This window comes from Rhodococcus sp. Q1 (genome assembly GCF_004153645.1).
GTDB lineage: Bacteria > Actinomycetota > Actinomycetes > Mycobacteriales > Mycobacteriaceae > Rhodococcus > Rhodococcus gordoniae.
This window is the reverse complement of record NZ_SDMJ01000005.1, coordinates 79,083-94,119: the sequence shown is the minus strand read 5'-3', so window position 1 is coordinate 94,119 and position 15,037 is coordinate 79,083. Positions and strand designations below refer to the sequence as shown.

Here is a 15,037-nt window from a genome sequence, read left to right as displayed (position 1 = left end):
GACGGTGCTACCGGCCGGCCTGCGCCGGCACGACAGCGACGGGACGGGCGGCGACGAGCGGAACGACCGTCGCCGCGACGAGCAGGAGGGTGCCGATCGCGATCATTGCGAACGGCCACCGGAGACGATCGGCCGGCACGGCCGCCGCTTCGGCCTGCACGGCCGTGGCCTGCGTGGCCGCGGAATCACCCGCCGCGGTGCGCGGCAGTGCTTCCGTCGCCGACCGGACGTTGTCCGCGATGCCGCCGACGACATCGGCCACCGGGCCGACACCGTCGACGAGCTGGCCGGTGCCGTCCGTGAGGGCCCGTCCGCCGTCGTCGAGGAGGACGAGACCGTCGCGTAGCTGCCTCGACCCGTCGGCCGCCTGCGCCATACCCGCGACGAACTGCGCGTTCGGATCGGTGAGTTCGTAGGCGAGCTGCTGCGCGCCGTCGCGCAACTGTCCGAGCTGGTCGAGGGTGTCCGGTCCGAGGCCCTGCGTGTCCAGGGTCTCGACGAGCCCGCGGAGCTGGGCGGCCGCGTTCCGGGAGATCGGATCCGGTGACGCGCCGAGCGTGGCGGCGACGGAGGTGAGCCGGGCGGTCACGTCCCCTTGCATCTCTCCGAAACCGGAGAGCCGGTCGACGACCTCGTCGACGCCGCCGCTGACCTGACGAGCACCGTCGCCGAGCATGTCGACACCGCCGTCGAGCTGCCCGAGGCCGTCGGCCAGCTGCTCACCGCCGGCGCGTGCCTGCCGGAGGCCGTCCGACAGTTGCCGGGCGCCGTCGTCGAGCTGGGTACTGCCCTCCGTCAGCTGCCCGACCCCGCCGCCGAGCACCGACAACGGCAGTCCGGCCCGCTGCAGATTGCTCCGGGCCTCGTCGACGCCGTCCGCCGAGGGGGCCGGTTGGTCCGCAGCGGCCGCGACCGCCGGCTCGGGGTGATCGGTCCAGGCGAACACCGCACCCGTGCCCACGAGGAGCAGTCCGGCCACGGCGAGGAACAGGGGGAGAAGACGTGAACGCACGCTCGTCGACGCTACCGAGCGTCGCTGAGAGACCCCTGAGGGGGAGGGGTGGCCCCGTGCGCGCCCGATTCGCCCGTTCCGGGACCGGACGCCGTGTGCCACAGTGGCACCATGATTTCTCTGATACTGCGGTTGATCATCAACGCGGTCGGATTGTGGCTCGCGGTCGAGCTGGTCGACGGGATCGATTACACCGATGCCGCGGGCACATCCGACACGACCCGCAAGGTCGTCACCCTCGTCGTCCTCGCACTCATCTTCACGATCGTCAACGCACTCGTGAAACCACTGGTGAAGCTGCTGTCGCTGCCGCTGGTGATTCTCACCCTCGGGTTGTTCCTGCTGGTCGTCAACGCGTTGATGCTGCTGCTCACCGCGTGGCTGAGCGGATTCACCGAGTACGGGCTCACGATCGACGGGTTCTGGGCCGCCCTGTGGGGCGGCGTGATCATCGCGATCGTCAACTTCGTCCTCGGACTGGTCGTGCCCGACGGGGACTGACCTCCCGTCTCCGCGCCCGCGTCACGGTCAGCCGAAGGCCAGCGCGGGTGCGGTGGCCACCGCCCACACCAGCATCGCGACACCCGAATCGCTCAACGCCGGAATCAGCGCGAGACCGAGAGCACCGGCCCGGACCGGCTTGTGCGCGCGGATCGCGAACGGCGCGGCGAGGAAGCCGGCGAGCGCCCAGGGCGTCGCCGCGACCAGCACGAGCGACATCACGAACGGCACGACGACCAGCACCAGGTGCAGTGTGCGGGTCCTCGGGTCGCCCAGCTTGACCGCGAGGGTCCGCTTGCCGGTCTCCGTGTCCGTGGCGATGTCGCGGAGATTGTTCGTGACCAGCACGGCCGTCGAGATCGAGCCGACGGCGATCGCGCACGCCAGGCCCACCCGGTCCATGCGCCCGGCCTGGACGAACTGTGTGCCCAGCACCGCGACGAGCCCGAAGAAGACGAACACGCCGATCTCCCCGAAGCCGCTGTAGCCGTAGGGGTTCTTTCCGCCGGTGTAGTACCAGGCACCGGCGATGCAGACCGCGCCGACGAGGACGAGCCACCACGCGGTGGTGAGAGCGAGGGCGAGTCCCGCGACCGCCGCGATACCGAAGCACACGAACGCCGCGCGCTTGACGGCGCCGGGGCTCGCTGCGCCCGAGCCGACCAGCCGCATCGGGCCGACCCGCTCGTCGTCGGTGCCGCGGATACCGTCGGAGTAGTCGTTGGCGAAGTTCACGCCGATGATCAGTCCGAGCGCGACGATCAGTGCGAGCAGTGCCTTCCACCACACGGCCTCGCCGAGCCACGCCGCAGCGCCCGTGCCTGCCAGGACGGGCGCTATCGCGTTGGGGAGGGTGCGCGGACGAGCGCCTTCGAGCCATTGACCAGCCGTTGCCATGGGTCGATCTTCGCACCCGGGCCGGTTCGGCGAGTCGCGCGCACCGGTCAGGAGAAGCGGGACACCAGGGCGCGGCGATCCACCTTGCCCGGTCCGCGCAGAGGCAGCGCGTCCACGACCTGCAGCTCACGCGGCGCGGCGGTCGCGTCCAGCGTCGCCGTGACATGGTCGCGGAGCTCCGCGAGCGTCGGTACGGCGCCGGGAACGGGCACGACGACCGCCGCGACGCGCTGACCGAGCCGGGTGTCCGGCAGACCCACCACCGCGACCTCCCGTACGGCCGGGTGCTCGACGAGTACGGCCTCGACCACCTGCGGGACCACCGTGAGACCACCGGTCGAGATGGCTTCGTCGAGTCGTCCCAGAATGTGCAGGACCCCGTTCTCGAACGTGCCCGCGTCGTCGGTGCGGAACCAGCCGGGTTCGGCAAAGGCCGGATGGTCGGGCAGGTTCCGGTAACCCGAGGCGAGGGTCGCGCCGCCGAGCCACACGCGCGAGTCGGTGTCGACCCGCACCTGCACCCCGTCGAGGGGCACGCCGTCGTAGACGCAGCCGCCGCAGGTCTCGCTCATGCCGTAGGTACGGACCACCGTGATTCCGGCCGCACGGGCGCGTTCCAGGACCGGCACGGGAGTCGCGGCACCGCCCAGCAGGATCGCGTCGAGGCGGGCGAGCGCCGCGGTCGCGTCGGGATGGTCGAGAGCCTTGATCAGCTGGGTGGGGACCATCGAGCTGTACCTGCGAGGGCCCGGTACGGCGTCCACCGCTTCCGGCAGAACCTCGGGATCGAAACCGGCGGACACGTCGACGACGACGGGTTCGGTTCCCGCGAGGAGGCTGCGCAGCAGCACCTGCATGCCCGCGATGTGATGGGCGGGCAGCGCCAGCAGCCACGAGCCCGTTCCGCCCAGCCGGGCGTGGGTGGCGTCGCCGCTCGCACGCAGTGCGTCCGCGGAGAGCAGGGCGCCTTTCGGGGTGCCGGTCGTGCCGGAGGTTGCGACCACCAGGCCGACGCCGTCCGCGACAGGCTCACCCGGGTGCAGCGCGTCGGTGAGCCGGAGTGTCTCCCGTTCGTCCCCGGCAGGGACGGGGAGCAGTGCCGGTCCGTCACCGTCGAGCATCCGCCGCAGGCCGGGCAGCACGGAGCGGACGGCGGCCCCGGCGGGGACGGGAAGAAGCTCGAGTGTGGTCACAGATCGTATTGTGTCGTGTCCCATCCGCCCGCCTCGAGTTGGCGGCGGACCCGGTCCACGTCGTCGGGCGACGGCATGTTGTTGGTGATCTTGCTGATCAGGACTGCGATGTCGATGCGGGTGATCGAGAGGTCGCCGTCCTCGATCAGCGTGTCCGCGACCTGGGCGACCTCCTCGTCGGACAGGCGCCGCGCGAGCAGCGCGAACAAGGGTACGTAGTCCTGCTCCGGCACCCCTTCGGGGTAACCGGCGCGGAGCCACTCGACGATGGAAGCGAGAAACGGCGGGAGGGCCACCCGTCACTCCGATCAGAAGATGTCGATGCCGAACGTTCCGGCGAGGAAGTCGTCGGCCAGCAGGAGGATTCCTGCCAGGACTGCACAGGCCACCACGGCGAAGCACAGCACGGCCGCGGTCTTGGCCGCGGGATTCGGGGTGCCGTCGCTGCCGCGACCGGTGTCGAGCGCGCGGACCCCCAACGCGAAGAGGCAGGGCAGGCCCGCGCCGAGGAGCAGGCCCACGAGAACCACCTGCCACAACGAGTCGAGGGTGTGCGTCAGCAGGTTCACGAGCGTCCTTCCCCGGTGACCGCTTCGGAGGCACCCGGCGTCGGGGCGAGCGAGTCGTCCCACTCGGCGGTGACGTTGGAGGCGTCGATGGGCTGCCGGCGCGAGCGGAGCCACATGAACAGGGCCAGACCGCACAGGATGGCGAAGACCACGAGAACACCGGGCATCCCGCCGATCATATGAGCGATCGCCCAGCAGACGGCTCCGACGACCGCGGCACACGGCAGGGTGATCAGCCACGCGACGACCATCCGCCGTGCCACCGACCAGCGCACCTCGGCGCCCTTGGTTCCCAGGCCCGTCCCCAGGATCGATCCCGTGGCGACATGCGTGGTCGACAGTGGCAGCCCGAAGTGGCTCGAGGTGAGGATGATCGCCGCCGAGGACGACTCGGCGGCCAGGCCCTGCGGCGGGGCGATCTCGACGAGGCCCTTACCCAGCGTCCGGATGATGCGCCAACCGCCGAGATAGGTGCCCAGGGCGATCGCCACGGCACACGCGACCTTGACCCAGAACGGCATCTCGGTGTCGGCGGTGATGCTGCCGTGCGCCACGAGGGCCAGGAAGATCACGCCCATGGTCTTCTGCGCGTCGTTGGTGCCGTGAGCGAGCGACATCAGGGAGGCGGTGCCGATCTGGCCCATCCGGAATCCCCGGTCGCGGTTCTCGATGGAGACCGGACGCGTGAGGCGGTGCATCGACCAGATACCCACCGTCGACACGAGTGCGGCGATGACGGGCGCGAGCACAGCCGGGAGCAGGACCTTGCCCAGTACGCCGTCCCACACCACACCCTGGACACCGATCGACGCGAGCGCGGCACCGATGAGCCCGCCGAACAGGGCGTGCGACGAACTGGACGGCAAGCCGAACAGCCAGGTCGCGATATTCCAGAGGATCGCGCCCACCAGACCGGCGAAGACGATGAGCAACAGATCGCTACCGCCGACGGTGTCGAGGTCGACGACACCCTTCGCGACGGTCGCGGCGACTTCCACGGACAGGAAGGCGCCGACGAGGTTGAGGGTCGCGGACAAAGTGACCGCGATTTTCGGTTTGAGGGCGCCGGTGGCGATGGATGTCGCCATGGCATTGCCGGTGTCGTGGAAGCCGTTGGTGAAATCGAATGCGAGGGCAGTGACGACCACCACCAGGAGCACGACGAACTCTGCGGTCACGTCTGTCGATTGTGGGGTAGCGGGCAGGTGAATGTACAGCGACGGGGGTGTGAATTCTGTGTCGCGTCGTCGCGCCGCCGTGGTTCTTTCGGACTCCGACCATGCGCGGAGTCGAGAGCAGACCACATGGCTTGTGTGCAAGATCACCGGCGCTGCGGGACTGCTTCCGGACGCAGCCGGGTAACTCGATCCGTCAGCGGAGGTCGCGGCGCAGCGGATGGTCCTCGGGGATGTGCACCAGGACGATCGGAATCCCGTCGGGATCCGCGAGCCACAGCTCGTGCAGCCCCCACGGCTCCTGTTTCGCGCCGCGGACGATGTGCACACCTTTGCGCGCGAGCTCGGCCTCCGCGTCGTGGACGTCGCGCACCTGGAGCCACAGGGCACCGTGGAAGACCTCGCCGGTGTCGTCGGGCCGACCGTGCGCGGCGATCTCGATGAGCGACTGCCCCGCGAAGAAGACCGTTCCGCCGGGATACTCCCGCGCGACGGCCAGCCCGAGCGTCGAGCCGTAGAACTCGAGGGCGGCCTCGTAATCGCGCGGGCGGAGGATCGTGCGGCTGCTGAGGATCTCCACGTCACTGCTCCTCGGCCGGGCGGGCCTCGTGATGCCGGCGGCCGTGCGTGCGCCGCGACTCCTTCATCTCGGCTTCGAACAGGTGACGGCGGCCCTGCACGAGTTCGTCGCGTACCTGCTTCTCGAAATTCCGGAGATCCGACCAGTAGCCGTCGTCGAACTCCTCGACGAGCTGGAAGGTCCAGCGTCCCTCGGCGATGTTGCGTCCGATGATCTCGGTGCCGAGTCGCTCGGCGATGTCGTCGTGCCCGGCCTTGCGCATCAGCTCCTCGGCGTCGCCGGTGAGCAGATCGGCGCGGCCCATCAGCTGGTGGAAGGCGTAGAGATGGCCCCGCGCCTGCTCGACGGTCTCGAGGGCCTCGGACAGTTTGCCGGTCGCTTCGACGGTGGCGTCGGAGACGCCGTGCGGGCGGGTGTGGGCGGTTCGCGGACTCTGGCGGTCGGTCATGACCCACAGTGTGCCCGAGAGCACACGGTTCGAACATAACTGGACATATGTGTTTGACGAAGCTTCGGTTGGGACATTACTGACGGCAACGGGCCCGTGACAGCGCCGGCCTGCCACAGCGGGTCCGTCGCAGCCGCACGCCGTGGCTGCGCGGCACCGCTGACATCGAGTGAGGAGAACTGCCATGGCGACCGACTACGACGCTCCCCGCACCACCGACATCCTGGGCGGCGGTGGCACTGCCCTGGACGAGCTGGACCTGAAGCCCACCGCGGCCGCCGACACCGACGAAGGCGAGATCCTCGAGACCCTCGATCTGCCCGGCGCCGACCTGTCGGCGCTGTCGGCGGAAGAGCTCTCGGTCCAGGTCCTGCCCAAGCAGTCGGACGAGTTCACCTGCATGGGCTGCTTCCTCGTCCAGCACCACAGCCGTCGCGCCACGGGTGACGGCGAGCAGGCATTCTGCGGCGACTGCGTCTGACGATCACACGCCTCACGCGGTGAACCGGGCCGTGCGCCTGCTGTAGCAGGGGCGAAGCCCGATTCACCGCGTCAGGATCAGTAGTAATGCGGATAGGGCGACCAATCCGGGTCGCGCTTCTCGAGGAAGGCATCGCGACCCTCGATCGCTTCGTCCGTCATGTACGCCAGACGCGTGGCCTCGCCCGCGAACAACTGCTGGCCGACGAGACCGTCGTCCTGCAGGTTGAAGGCGTACTTGAGCATGCGCTGGGCCTGCGGCGACTTGCCGTTGATCTTCTGCGCCCACTCCAGCGCGACGTTCTCGAGCTCGTCGTGGTCGACGACCTTGTTGACCGCACCCATGTGGTGCATCTCCTCGGCCGTGTAGGTGTCGCCGAGGAAGAAGATCTCGCGCGCGAACTTCTGGCCGACCATCTTGGCGAGGTAGGCGCTGCCGTAGCCGCCGTCGAAGCTGCCCACGTCGGCGTCGGTCTGCTTGAAGCGGGCGTGCTCGCGGGAGGCGAGTGTCAGGTCGCACGTGACGTGCAGGCTGTGCCCGCCACCGGCGGCCCAGCCGTTGACCAGCGCGATGACGACCTTCGGCATGAACCGGATCAGTCGCTGGACCTCGAGGATGTGCAGGCGGCCGGCACGGGCCTTGTCGACCGTGTCGGCGGTCTCGCCGCTCGCGTACTGGTAGCCGCTGCGTCCGCGGATCCGCTGGTCGCCGCCGGAGCAGAACGCCCATCCGCCGTCCTTCGGGCTCGGGCCGTTGCCCGTGAACAGCACGACGCCGACGTCGGAGGTGGTCCGCGCGTGGTCGAGTGTGCGGTAGAGCTCGTCCACCGTGTGCGGACGGAACGCGTTGCGCACCTCGGGGCGGTCGAACGCGACGCGGACGGTGCCCTGCGTGACGTGTCGGTGGTAGGTGATGTCGGTGAGGTTCTCGAACCCGGGTACCGGGCGCCACAGTTCTGGATCGAAGGTCACCTCGCCACCATAAAGGGCCGGGCACCGGTCCGCCGCGACCTGCGGCCCGATAACGTGCACAGGCATGAGCGAGCAGACCGACCCCCGCGACGACTACGAGCATCACGGCGGATTCCCGGTCTACGAACCGGTGAAGGCGGGGCCGAACTACGGTCGATTCGTCGAAGCGCTGCGACGGCTGCAGGACCTGGCGGTGTCCACCCACGCACCCGACGAGGTGATCGACCGCGCGATCGAGCAGGCCGAGGCGCTCGGTGATCTGCTCGCTCCCCATCGCGTTCCCGAGGGCAGGTCCCCGGCCGGTTTCAATCCCGACCTTCCGGGTCGCGGCAGCCTGCTGATGCTGCCCTGGCAGATCGAAAAGTTCGACGAGGAATCGGTCCGCTCCCGAGGCGTCTTCCGGCTCTATCACCGCGGCGGCAACGGAGCGGCGCACGGTGGAACCCTGCCGCTGCTCTTCGACGACCTGTTCGGCATGGTCGTCCACGCCTCGGGGCATCCCATCGCGCGCACCGGCTATCTCCACATCAACTATCGCAAGATCACGCCGCTCGGGACCGAGCTCGTCGTCGAGGGGAGAGTCGAGCGCGTCGAGGGCCGCAAGATCTTCTGTGCGGCCGAATTGCGCGAAACCGACGGCACGCTCCTCGCCGACTGCGAGGCCCTCATGATCCAGCTGCTGCCGGGCCAGCGGTGACCCCCCGTCCGCTGCCGTCCGCCGACGAACTCCTCGACGGAGCCGCCGTCGTCTCGCTGCCCATGCGTGTCCGCTTCCGCGGTATCACCGAGCGCGAAGTCCTGCTGCTGCGCGGACCCGCGGGGTGGGGAGAATTCGGTCCGTTCCCCGAGTACGGCGACGACGAGGCGGCATATTGGTTGCAGTCGGCGATCGAGGCCGCCTGGCAGGGGTATCCGCCCGCGCGGCGTTCCCGGATCGCCGTGAACGCCACCGTGCCCGCCGTGGGCCCGGAGCGGGTCGCGGACGTGCTCGCCCGTTTCCCCGGTGCGAGCACCGCGAAGGTGAAGGTCGCGGAGCCGGGGCAGGACCTCGCGCAGGACCTCGCCCGCGTCCGCGCCGTGCGCGAACACCTACCGAACGTGCGGATCGACGCCAACGGCGGCTGGAGCGTGGACGAGGCCGTCCGAGCGCTCACGGCGCTCACCGCCGATGCCCCGCTCGAATACGCCGAGCAGCCGTGCGCGACCGTGCCCGAACTCGTCGAGGTGCGCCGGCGCCTGCCCGGCGTGCGCATCGCCGCGGACGAGAGCATCCGCCGGGCCGAGGACCCGCTGCGTGTCGTGCACGCCGGGGGAGCGGACGTCGCGATCGTGAAGGTCGCGCCGCTCGGCGGGGTCCGACGTCTGGTCGCGCTCGCCGGCGAACTGGCCGGTCACGGCGTCGAGGTGGTCGTCTCGAGTGCCCTCGACTCCGCGGTGGGCATCGCCACCGGCCTCGCCGCGGCAGCGGCCCTGCCGGAGCTTCCCTACGCCTGCGGACTCGGCACGGGAGGATTCTTCGAGGCCGATGTCGCCCCCGCTCTGCACCTGTCCGAGGGCGCGCTCGACGTCGTCCCCGTCGCGCCCGAACCGGACATGCTCGATGCGCTGCGAGCCGATCCCGACCGCGTCGAGTGGTGGTGCGAACGGCTGCGGCGTTGCCGTACGGTGCTCGCCGGACGCGGACTGTGATGCGGCGGAATCGTCGTATATCGTTCCCCGCGTCCCAACGGTCACAAGTGTCACATCTACGGAGGCAGTGAAAGTGGTTGCAGCTCTGGGCGATGCCCTCCTCGGCGCCGACAAGTTCCCGGCGGTCAAGGCAGACGTCGAAGCCCTGATCGATGCTGAGGTGTCGGACAAGAAGGGTGCGTCCGGTCTCGCCCTCAAGGGTGGCTACGCAGCAGTGAAGAAGGTCGGCCCGGGCATCGTGCCGGGCGCGGTCGAAGGTCTTCTGCCCGAATTCGTCGAGAAGCTCCAGCCGTTCTGGGTGGAGTACGCAGGCAACGGTTCGTTCTCGGACTACCTGGTCGCCCGCGGCGAGGTCGTCGCCGACGCTCTTCTCGGAGTGACGGACGAGCGCATCGCCGGCACGTCGAAGGCCGGCGTCAAGAAGGTCTACGACTCGCTGCGTCCCTCGGCCAAGAAGCACGTCGTCGAGGCGCTGCCGCGCTTGGGTGATCTCATCCAGAAGCACGCGGGCTGACCCGCCGACACCAGCGACACCAGAACGTCGCGGTCCCGAACCGGTTCGCCGGTCGGTGCCGCGGCGTTCGTCGTTTCGAGGGGATTCGGGCCTTCAGTAGACGGGCTCGCCGTACTTCCAATATCCGATGAAGGTCACCGCCGACCGGTCCCAGCCGCACTCACGCACGAGATGGCGGCGCACGCCGGTCGCGAGCGACGACTCGCCCGCGACGAACGCATGGGTGGAATCCGGCGACGGGGCCGCCTCCCGCACCGCATCGGCGACCAGACTGCCCGGGACGGCCTGCGCATCCGTTCTGATCACCGGATGCACCTGCACGTTCTCGCCCGTCGGCAGGTCCTGGGCGGTGAGATCGTCGGGGTGCGGAACTTCGACGAACACCTCCACGGCCGCGAGGGGATCGGCGGCGAGAATCGACCCGAGGATGCCGGCGACGGCGGGCACCGCGCTCTCGTCACCGACGAGCAGCCACGAACGTGCTTCGTCGAGGGGCAGAGTGCTGATGCCCTCGTCGAGGATGCCGATCTCGTCGCCGGGCTTCGCCCGTTCCGCCCACGCCGATGCCGGACCCAGATCCCCGTGCGACGCGAAGTCGATCTCGATCTCGGAGGTCGTGCCGAACAGTCCCGCGCCCGCAGGTCGCACGCGGCGGATGGTGTAGTTCCGCAGCACCGGGCGGCGCTCCTCGGGCAGTTCCTGATATTCGGGCCACCAGCGGTCGTCGGTCGCACGGGGAAGAGTCGGTTCCTGCCGGCCCGGGGCGGGGAGGAACATGCGGAACCAGTGGTCGAAACCCATGGGTGCGATCGAGTCGACGTCCTCGCCCCCCACGGTGATGCGGACGAAGGTCGGGCTGATCCGTTCGGCGGCGAGTACCTGCGCGCGCACCATGCGCCGGGAGGCCGGCTTGATGTACGGATTGCGCCGCGCGGTTCCCGTGGTCTTCGCCATGCGACCCTCCGTGGGTTGTACGGATGCGCCACACGGCATCCCGACAATCGTTCAGCGAAGCCTAACCTATGTTCGCTCCGGCTCGGAGCGACCTCGGGGAGTGCCGGGACGTTCGAGTCTCCGCACCTCGGGTGTCAGTCCCCATTCCGCCCGTCCCAGCCGACTCACCGCGCCGAGGGCCGCGAAGTCGGGTGCACCGTCCTCCGCCAGCACCGCCGGATCGACCGTCACGGCCAGCACGTCACCCATCACGACGAACGAGTCGCCGATCTCGATCACGCGGTGCAGCCGGCACTCGATCGACGCGGGCGCCTCCGCGACCCGCGGCGGCCGCACCCGCTCGCTCGGCTCGGCGTGCAGGCCCACTTCCGTGAACTCGTCGATATCGTGCGGGAACGCCGCCGACGAGGCGTTGACCTTCTCCATCAACGGCACGGTCGCGATGTTGATCACGAACTCGCCCGTCTGCTCGATGTTCCGCAGACTGTCCTTACGCCCCACGGAGGTGAACTGCACGACCGGCGGTGAGGTACTGGCGACGGTGAAGAAGCTGTACGGCGCGAGATTGAACACACCGTCCTCCGCCTCCGTGGACACCCACGCGATGGGTCTCGGCACGATTGTCGCGGTGAGAAGGCGATAGAAGCGGCCCGGGCTCGACTCGGCGGGATCGAAGACTGTGCGCACGCGCTCCATTCTGACCGCACCTGCCCCCGGCCACACTTGCGGCGCAATTACCCTGGACTTCGTGAATCCGTCCACTGCCCAGGCCACCGCTGTCGTCGACGAACTCGCCCGGGGTGGTGTCCGGGACGTCGTGCTGTGCCCGGGCTCGCGCAACGCGCCACTCGCCTTCGCGCTCCAGGCCGCCGACAGCGCGGGGCGTCTGCGCCTGCACATGCGTATCGACGAGCGCACCGCCGGATTCCTCGCGATCGGTCTGGCACTGGCCTCGGGTCGTCCCGTTCCCGTCGTCATGACCTCGGGTACCGCCGTGGCCAACCTCGCGCCGGCCGTGCTCGAGGCGAATTACGCCCGCGTGCCGCTGGTCGTGCTCAGCGCCAACCGTCCTTACCAGTTGCTCGGATCCGGCGCGAACCAGACCGTCGAGCAGCTCGGATTGTTCGGCAGCCAGGTGCGCGCGACCATCAGCCTCGGTCTCGCCGAAGGCATCGAGCAGAACAGTCAGTGGCGTTCGGCGGTGTCGCGCGTCCTCGCCGCTGCCCGGGGGACCCGATCGGGCAACGCGGGCCCGGTCCACTTCGACATCCCGCTGCGCGAACCGCTCGTGCCCGAGCTCGACGCGAAGGGCCCGGTGCCCGAGGGACGTCCCGGCGGCAAGGCCTGGACCACGACGGTGCACGCCACTCTCGACGTCCCACTCGAGATCGACCTGACCCCCGACACGGTCGTGATCTCCGGTCACGGCTCGGCGCTCCGCTCCGAACTGTCCGGGCTGCCGACCGTCGCCGAACCCACTGCCCCGCTGCACGGCATTCCGCTGCATCCGATGGCGCTGCCGCACCTGAAGCCGCGGCAGGCGATCATCACCGGCCGGCCCACACTGCACCGGCCGGTGTCGAACCTGCTCGCCGACCCCGCCGTCGCGGTGTACGCGCTGACCACCGGTCCGCGCTGGCCCGACGTCTCGGGCAACGTCATCGCGACCGGCACCCGCGCGGTGGTGTCGGGAACACCCGACGAGGCGTGGCTCGAACGGTGCCGCCAGCTGTCGGCGCACACCGACAAGGCCGTGCGCGCCCAGCTCGACGGGCATCCGAAGCCCACCGGGCTGCACGTCGCCGCGATCGTGACGGACGCCTTGAAGCCCGGCGACCAGCTGCTGCTCGGCGCGTCGAATCCGGTGCGCGACGCTGCGCTCGTCGGCTACCCGAAGCCGGAGGTGAAGGTGCTGTCGAACCGCGGTGTCGCGGGGATCGACGGCACCGTGTCCACCGCGCTCGGTGCCGCATTGGCCTACGAGCAGGGACGGACCGTCGCGCTGCTCGGCGACCTGACCTTCCTGCACGACGCGTCGGGTCTGCTCATCGGGCCGTCCGAACCGCGTCCGCAGAATCTCACCATCGTCGTCGCCAACGACGACGGCGGCGGAATCTTCGAACTGCTCGAACAGGGCGACCCGCAGTACGCGGGTGTCTTCGAGCGTGTCTTCGGCACTCCGCACGGCATGGACCTCGCGGCGCTGTGCGCGGCCTACCGAATTCCGCACGAGCGGGTGGATCTGCAGGGACTCGCTCTGGCCCTCGCCGATACGGCGCCGCCGCCCGCAGGCGTTCGCGTCGTCGAGGTCACCACCGACCGGGCAGGGCTGCGCGAACTCCACGCGGCGGTGCGAGCGCAGCTGTGAGCGGATCCGAGCGCGCGCGGCGCGCGGTTCTCGTCGTCGCGGTGGCGATCTCCGGTCTCGCGGTGATCCTGTTCCTCGGCGCACTCCGCAACGACCTCACCATCCGGTCCGACACCGGGACGGCCGTCGCGGAGGTGCTCTCGGCCGGATCCCTCCGCTCGGCGGTGAGTTTCGTCACCCCCGACGGCGTCACGCACAATCCCGAACTCGGGGTCCTGTACCCGACGGGGTTGACCGCCGGTCAGCGGATCGCCGTCGAGTACGCCCGCAGCGATCCCGATCTCGTGCGAGTGACCGGACGCGATGCCCGCGTCGCACTGATCCCCACCGGATCCGTGATCGTCGTCACATGGATGATCGCCACGCCCCTGCTGATCCGGCTCGGGCGGAAGGGCGGCGTCGCTCCCGCTCCCGCTCGCGGAAGGCAGGATCGGCGGCTGCGGATGTGACGAACGGAACGTTCGCCGCGACTTCGCTCGCCGGTCACCGAGGGCGCACCTGCTCGACCCGGAACCTCGCCACGCTGGCGGGGTGCGAGTAGCCATCGTCGCGGAATCCTTCCTTCCGAACGTCAACGGTGTCACCAACTCGGTGCTCCGCATCCTCGAGCACCTCGACCGCACCGGCCACGATGCGCTGGTCGTCGCGCCCGACACGGTCGCCGGTGGTCCGCCCGCTCCGTCCGACCATCACGGGACACCCGTCCACCGCCTACCGGCCGTGCGGGTACCGAGGATCAGCTCCCTCCCGATCGGTGTACCCGGCCCGGAGCTCCTTCCGGTCCTGCGGAATTTCGCACCGGACGTGGTGCACCTCGCGTCCCCGTTCGTGCTCGGTGCCGGCGGTCTCGCCGCCGCGGGACGCCTCGACGTTCCGGCGGTCGCGGTCTACCAGACGGATGTGGCCGGATTCGCCTCCAGCTACGGGCTCGGCCTCGCGGCGCGTGCGTCCTGGCGATGGACGCGGCGCCTGCACCGCGGTTGCGATCTCACCCTCGCGCCCTCGACCGCCGCTGTGGACGCCCTCGTCGCCCACGGCATCCCGCGCGTGCAGCGCTGGTCGCGGGGCATCGACACCGATCGTTTCGCGCCGTCCCGGCGGGACGAGGATCTGCGCGCCCGCTGGGCGCCGGAGGGCCGCCCGATCGTGGGTTTCGTGGGGCGCCTCGCGCCCGAGAAACATGTCGAACGGCTCGCGACCCTCGCCCACGACCCGCGGTTGCAGCTCGTCGTGGTCGGCGACGGTCCCGAACGGTCGCGGCTCGAACGGCACCTGCCGTCGGCCGTGTTCACCGGACAGCTCGGGGGAGAGGAACTGGCCCGTGCCTACGCGAGCCTCGACGTGTTCGTCCACCCCGGCGAACACGAGACCTTCTGCCAGGCCGTGCAGGAAGCACTGGCGAGCGGAGTCCCGGCGATCGTGCCGGACGCAGGTGGCCCCCGAGACCTCGTCGCCCACTGCCGCAACGGTTACCGCCTGCCCGTGGACCGGTTCGCCGAGTTGCTGCCCGGAGCCGTCGACGCGCTGCTCGCTCCCGGGGTCCGGGACGAATTCGGGCGTGCGGCGCGCCGTGGAGTGCTCGGACGCACCTGGCCGGTGGTGTGCGAGCAGCTTCTTGCACACTACAACCGCGTTCAGGGCCTGCCCGTGCACTCTCTCCACGGGGCGGCATGACGGCCGAGGCC

General features: G+C 69.9%; 19 protein-coding genes. 8 read left to right on the top strand and 11 right to left on the bottom strand.

From position 1 onward, the window contains the following. Nucleotides 1-7: 7 nt before the first annotated feature. A complete protein-coding gene (locus EQ874_RS16110) occupies nt 8-1,012 on the bottom strand; it encodes a hypothetical protein (RefSeq protein ID WP_129977377.1) in 1,005 nt (334 codons plus the stop codon). Nucleotides 1,013-1,123: 111 nt separating this feature from the next. On the opposite strand from EQ874_RS16110, the gene EQ874_RS16105 reads away from it, so the two are divergent. Next, the gene (locus tag EQ874_RS16105; protein WP_064062597.1) at nt 1,124-1,513 is read left to right on the top strand and encodes a phage holin family protein; all 390 of its coding nucleotides are present in this window, start codon (nt 1,124-1,126) and stop codon (nt 1,511-1,513) included. A 27-nt stretch (nt 1,514-1,540) separates the two neighbouring features. On the opposite strand, the gene EQ874_RS16100 is transcribed toward EQ874_RS16105, so the two are convergent. The 7 genes from EQ874_RS16100 to EQ874_RS16070 all read right to left on the bottom strand — a co-directional run bounded on the left by EQ874_RS16100 (nt 1,541) and on the right by EQ874_RS16070 (nt 6,375). Then, nucleotides 1,541-2,410 (bottom strand): 1,4-dihydroxy-2-naphthoate polyprenyltransferase, encoded by an 870-nt coding sequence (locus EQ874_RS16100; protein ID WP_129977376.1) that lies wholly within the window; start codon nt 2,408-2,410, stop codon nt 1,541-1,543. Nucleotides 2,411-2,457: 47 nt separating this feature from the next. Further along, the gene (menE, locus tag EQ874_RS16095; RefSeq protein ID WP_129977375.1) at nt 2,458-3,603 is read right to left on the bottom strand and encodes an o-succinylbenzoate--CoA ligase; all 1,146 of its coding nucleotides are present in this window, start codon (nt 3,601-3,603) and stop codon (nt 2,458-2,460) included. Next, nucleotides 3,600-3,899: a DUF3349 domain-containing protein gene (locus EQ874_RS16090; RefSeq protein ID WP_016934446.1), complete on the bottom strand. Its 300-nt coding sequence runs from the start codon at nt 3,897-3,899 to the stop codon at nt 3,600-3,602. The genes menE and EQ874_RS16090 overlap by 4 nt, the downstream gene beginning before the upstream one ends. A gap of 12 nt (nt 3,900-3,911) precedes the next feature. Further along, nucleotides 3,912-4,172, bottom strand: coding sequence for a hypothetical protein (locus tag EQ874_RS16085; protein WP_064062594.1), 261 nt, complete (start codon nt 4,170-4,172; stop codon nt 3,912-3,914). Further along, nucleotides 4,169-5,350, bottom strand: coding sequence for an inorganic phosphate transporter (locus EQ874_RS16080; RefSeq protein ID WP_064062593.1), 1,182 nt, complete (start codon nt 5,348-5,350; stop codon nt 4,169-4,171). The genes EQ874_RS16085 and EQ874_RS16080 overlap by 4 nt, the downstream gene beginning before the upstream one ends. Nucleotides 5,351-5,543: 193 nt before the next feature. After that, on the bottom strand, nt 5,544-5,927 hold the full coding sequence (locus EQ874_RS16075; RefSeq protein ID WP_129977374.1) for a VOC family protein: 384 nt from the start codon (nt 5,925-5,927) through the stop codon (nt 5,544-5,546). Nucleotide 5,928: 1 nt separating this feature from the next. Continuing rightward, nucleotides 5,929-6,375, bottom strand: coding sequence for a hypothetical protein (locus EQ874_RS16070; protein ID WP_242496781.1), 447 nt, complete (start codon nt 6,373-6,375; stop codon nt 5,929-5,931). A gap of 184 nt (nt 6,376-6,559) precedes the next feature. Here EQ874_RS16070 and EQ874_RS16065 point away from each other — a divergent pair, with 184 nt between their 5' ends. Next, nucleotides 6,560-6,856 (top strand): DUF4193 domain-containing protein, encoded by a 297-nt coding sequence (locus tag EQ874_RS16065; protein ID WP_016933850.1) that lies wholly within the window; start codon nt 6,560-6,562, stop codon nt 6,854-6,856. Between the two features lie 77 nt (nt 6,857-6,933). On the opposite strand, the gene EQ874_RS16060 is transcribed toward EQ874_RS16065, so the two are convergent. Beyond that, nucleotides 6,934-7,827, bottom strand: coding sequence for a 1,4-dihydroxy-2-naphthoyl-CoA synthase (locus tag EQ874_RS16060; protein WP_016933851.1), 894 nt, complete (start codon nt 7,825-7,827; stop codon nt 6,934-6,936). A 64-nt stretch (nt 7,828-7,891) separates the two neighbouring features. Here EQ874_RS16060 and EQ874_RS16055 point away from each other — a divergent pair, with 64 nt between their 5' ends. From EQ874_RS16055 to EQ874_RS16045, 3 genes are all read left to right on the top strand, one after another. Beyond that, on the top strand, nt 7,892-8,524 hold the full coding sequence (locus tag EQ874_RS16055; protein ID WP_129977370.1) for a PaaI family thioesterase: 633 nt from the start codon (nt 7,892-7,894) through the stop codon (nt 8,522-8,524). Then, nucleotides 8,521-9,516, top strand: coding sequence for an o-succinylbenzoate synthase (locus tag EQ874_RS16050; RefSeq protein ID WP_129977369.1), 996 nt, complete (start codon nt 8,521-8,523; stop codon nt 9,514-9,516). The genes EQ874_RS16055 and EQ874_RS16050 overlap by 4 nt, the downstream gene beginning before the upstream one ends. A 73-nt stretch (nt 9,517-9,589) precedes the next feature. Further along, on the top strand, nt 9,590-10,030 hold the full coding sequence (locus EQ874_RS16045; protein ID WP_016933854.1) for a hypothetical protein: 441 nt from the start codon (nt 9,590-9,592) through the stop codon (nt 10,028-10,030). Between the two features lie 93 nt (nt 10,031-10,123). On the opposite strand, the gene EQ874_RS16040 is transcribed toward EQ874_RS16045, so the two are convergent. Together EQ874_RS16040 and EQ874_RS16035 are read right to left on the bottom strand one after the other, a co-directional pair. Then, nucleotides 10,124-10,984, bottom strand: a complete 861-nt coding sequence (locus EQ874_RS16040; protein ID WP_165369263.1) for a siderophore-interacting protein — start codon at nt 10,982-10,984, stop codon at nt 10,124-10,126. Between the two features lie 66 nt (nt 10,985-11,050). Continuing rightward, nucleotides 11,051-11,680, bottom strand: coding sequence for a flavin reductase family protein (locus EQ874_RS16035; protein ID WP_084421375.1), 630 nt, complete (start codon nt 11,678-11,680; stop codon nt 11,051-11,053). A gap of 52 nt (nt 11,681-11,732) precedes the next feature. Here EQ874_RS16035 and menD point away from each other — a divergent pair, with 52 nt between their 5' ends. The 3 genes from menD to EQ874_RS16020 all read left to right on the top strand — a co-directional run bounded on the left by menD (nt 11,733) and on the right by EQ874_RS16020 (nt 15,026). Next, nucleotides 11,733-13,352 carry a 2-succinyl-5-enolpyruvyl-6-hydroxy-3-cyclohexene-1-carboxylic-acid synthase gene (menD, locus tag EQ874_RS16030; protein ID WP_129977365.1) on the top strand — a complete coding sequence of 540 codons (1,620 nt, stop codon included), beginning with the start codon at nt 11,733-11,735 and terminating at the stop codon, nt 13,350-13,352. Next, nucleotides 13,349-13,801, top strand: a complete 453-nt coding sequence (locus EQ874_RS16025) for a DUF3592 domain-containing protein (RefSeq protein WP_064062587.1) — start codon at nt 13,349-13,351, stop codon at nt 13,799-13,801. The genes menD and EQ874_RS16025 overlap by 4 nt, the downstream gene beginning before the upstream one ends. Before the next feature lie 82 nt (nt 13,802-13,883). After that, nucleotides 13,884-15,026, top strand: a complete 1,143-nt coding sequence (locus tag EQ874_RS16020; RefSeq protein WP_064062586.1) for a glycosyltransferase family 1 protein — start codon at nt 13,884-13,886, stop codon at nt 15,024-15,026. Nucleotides 15,027-15,037 lie beyond the last annotated feature (11 nt).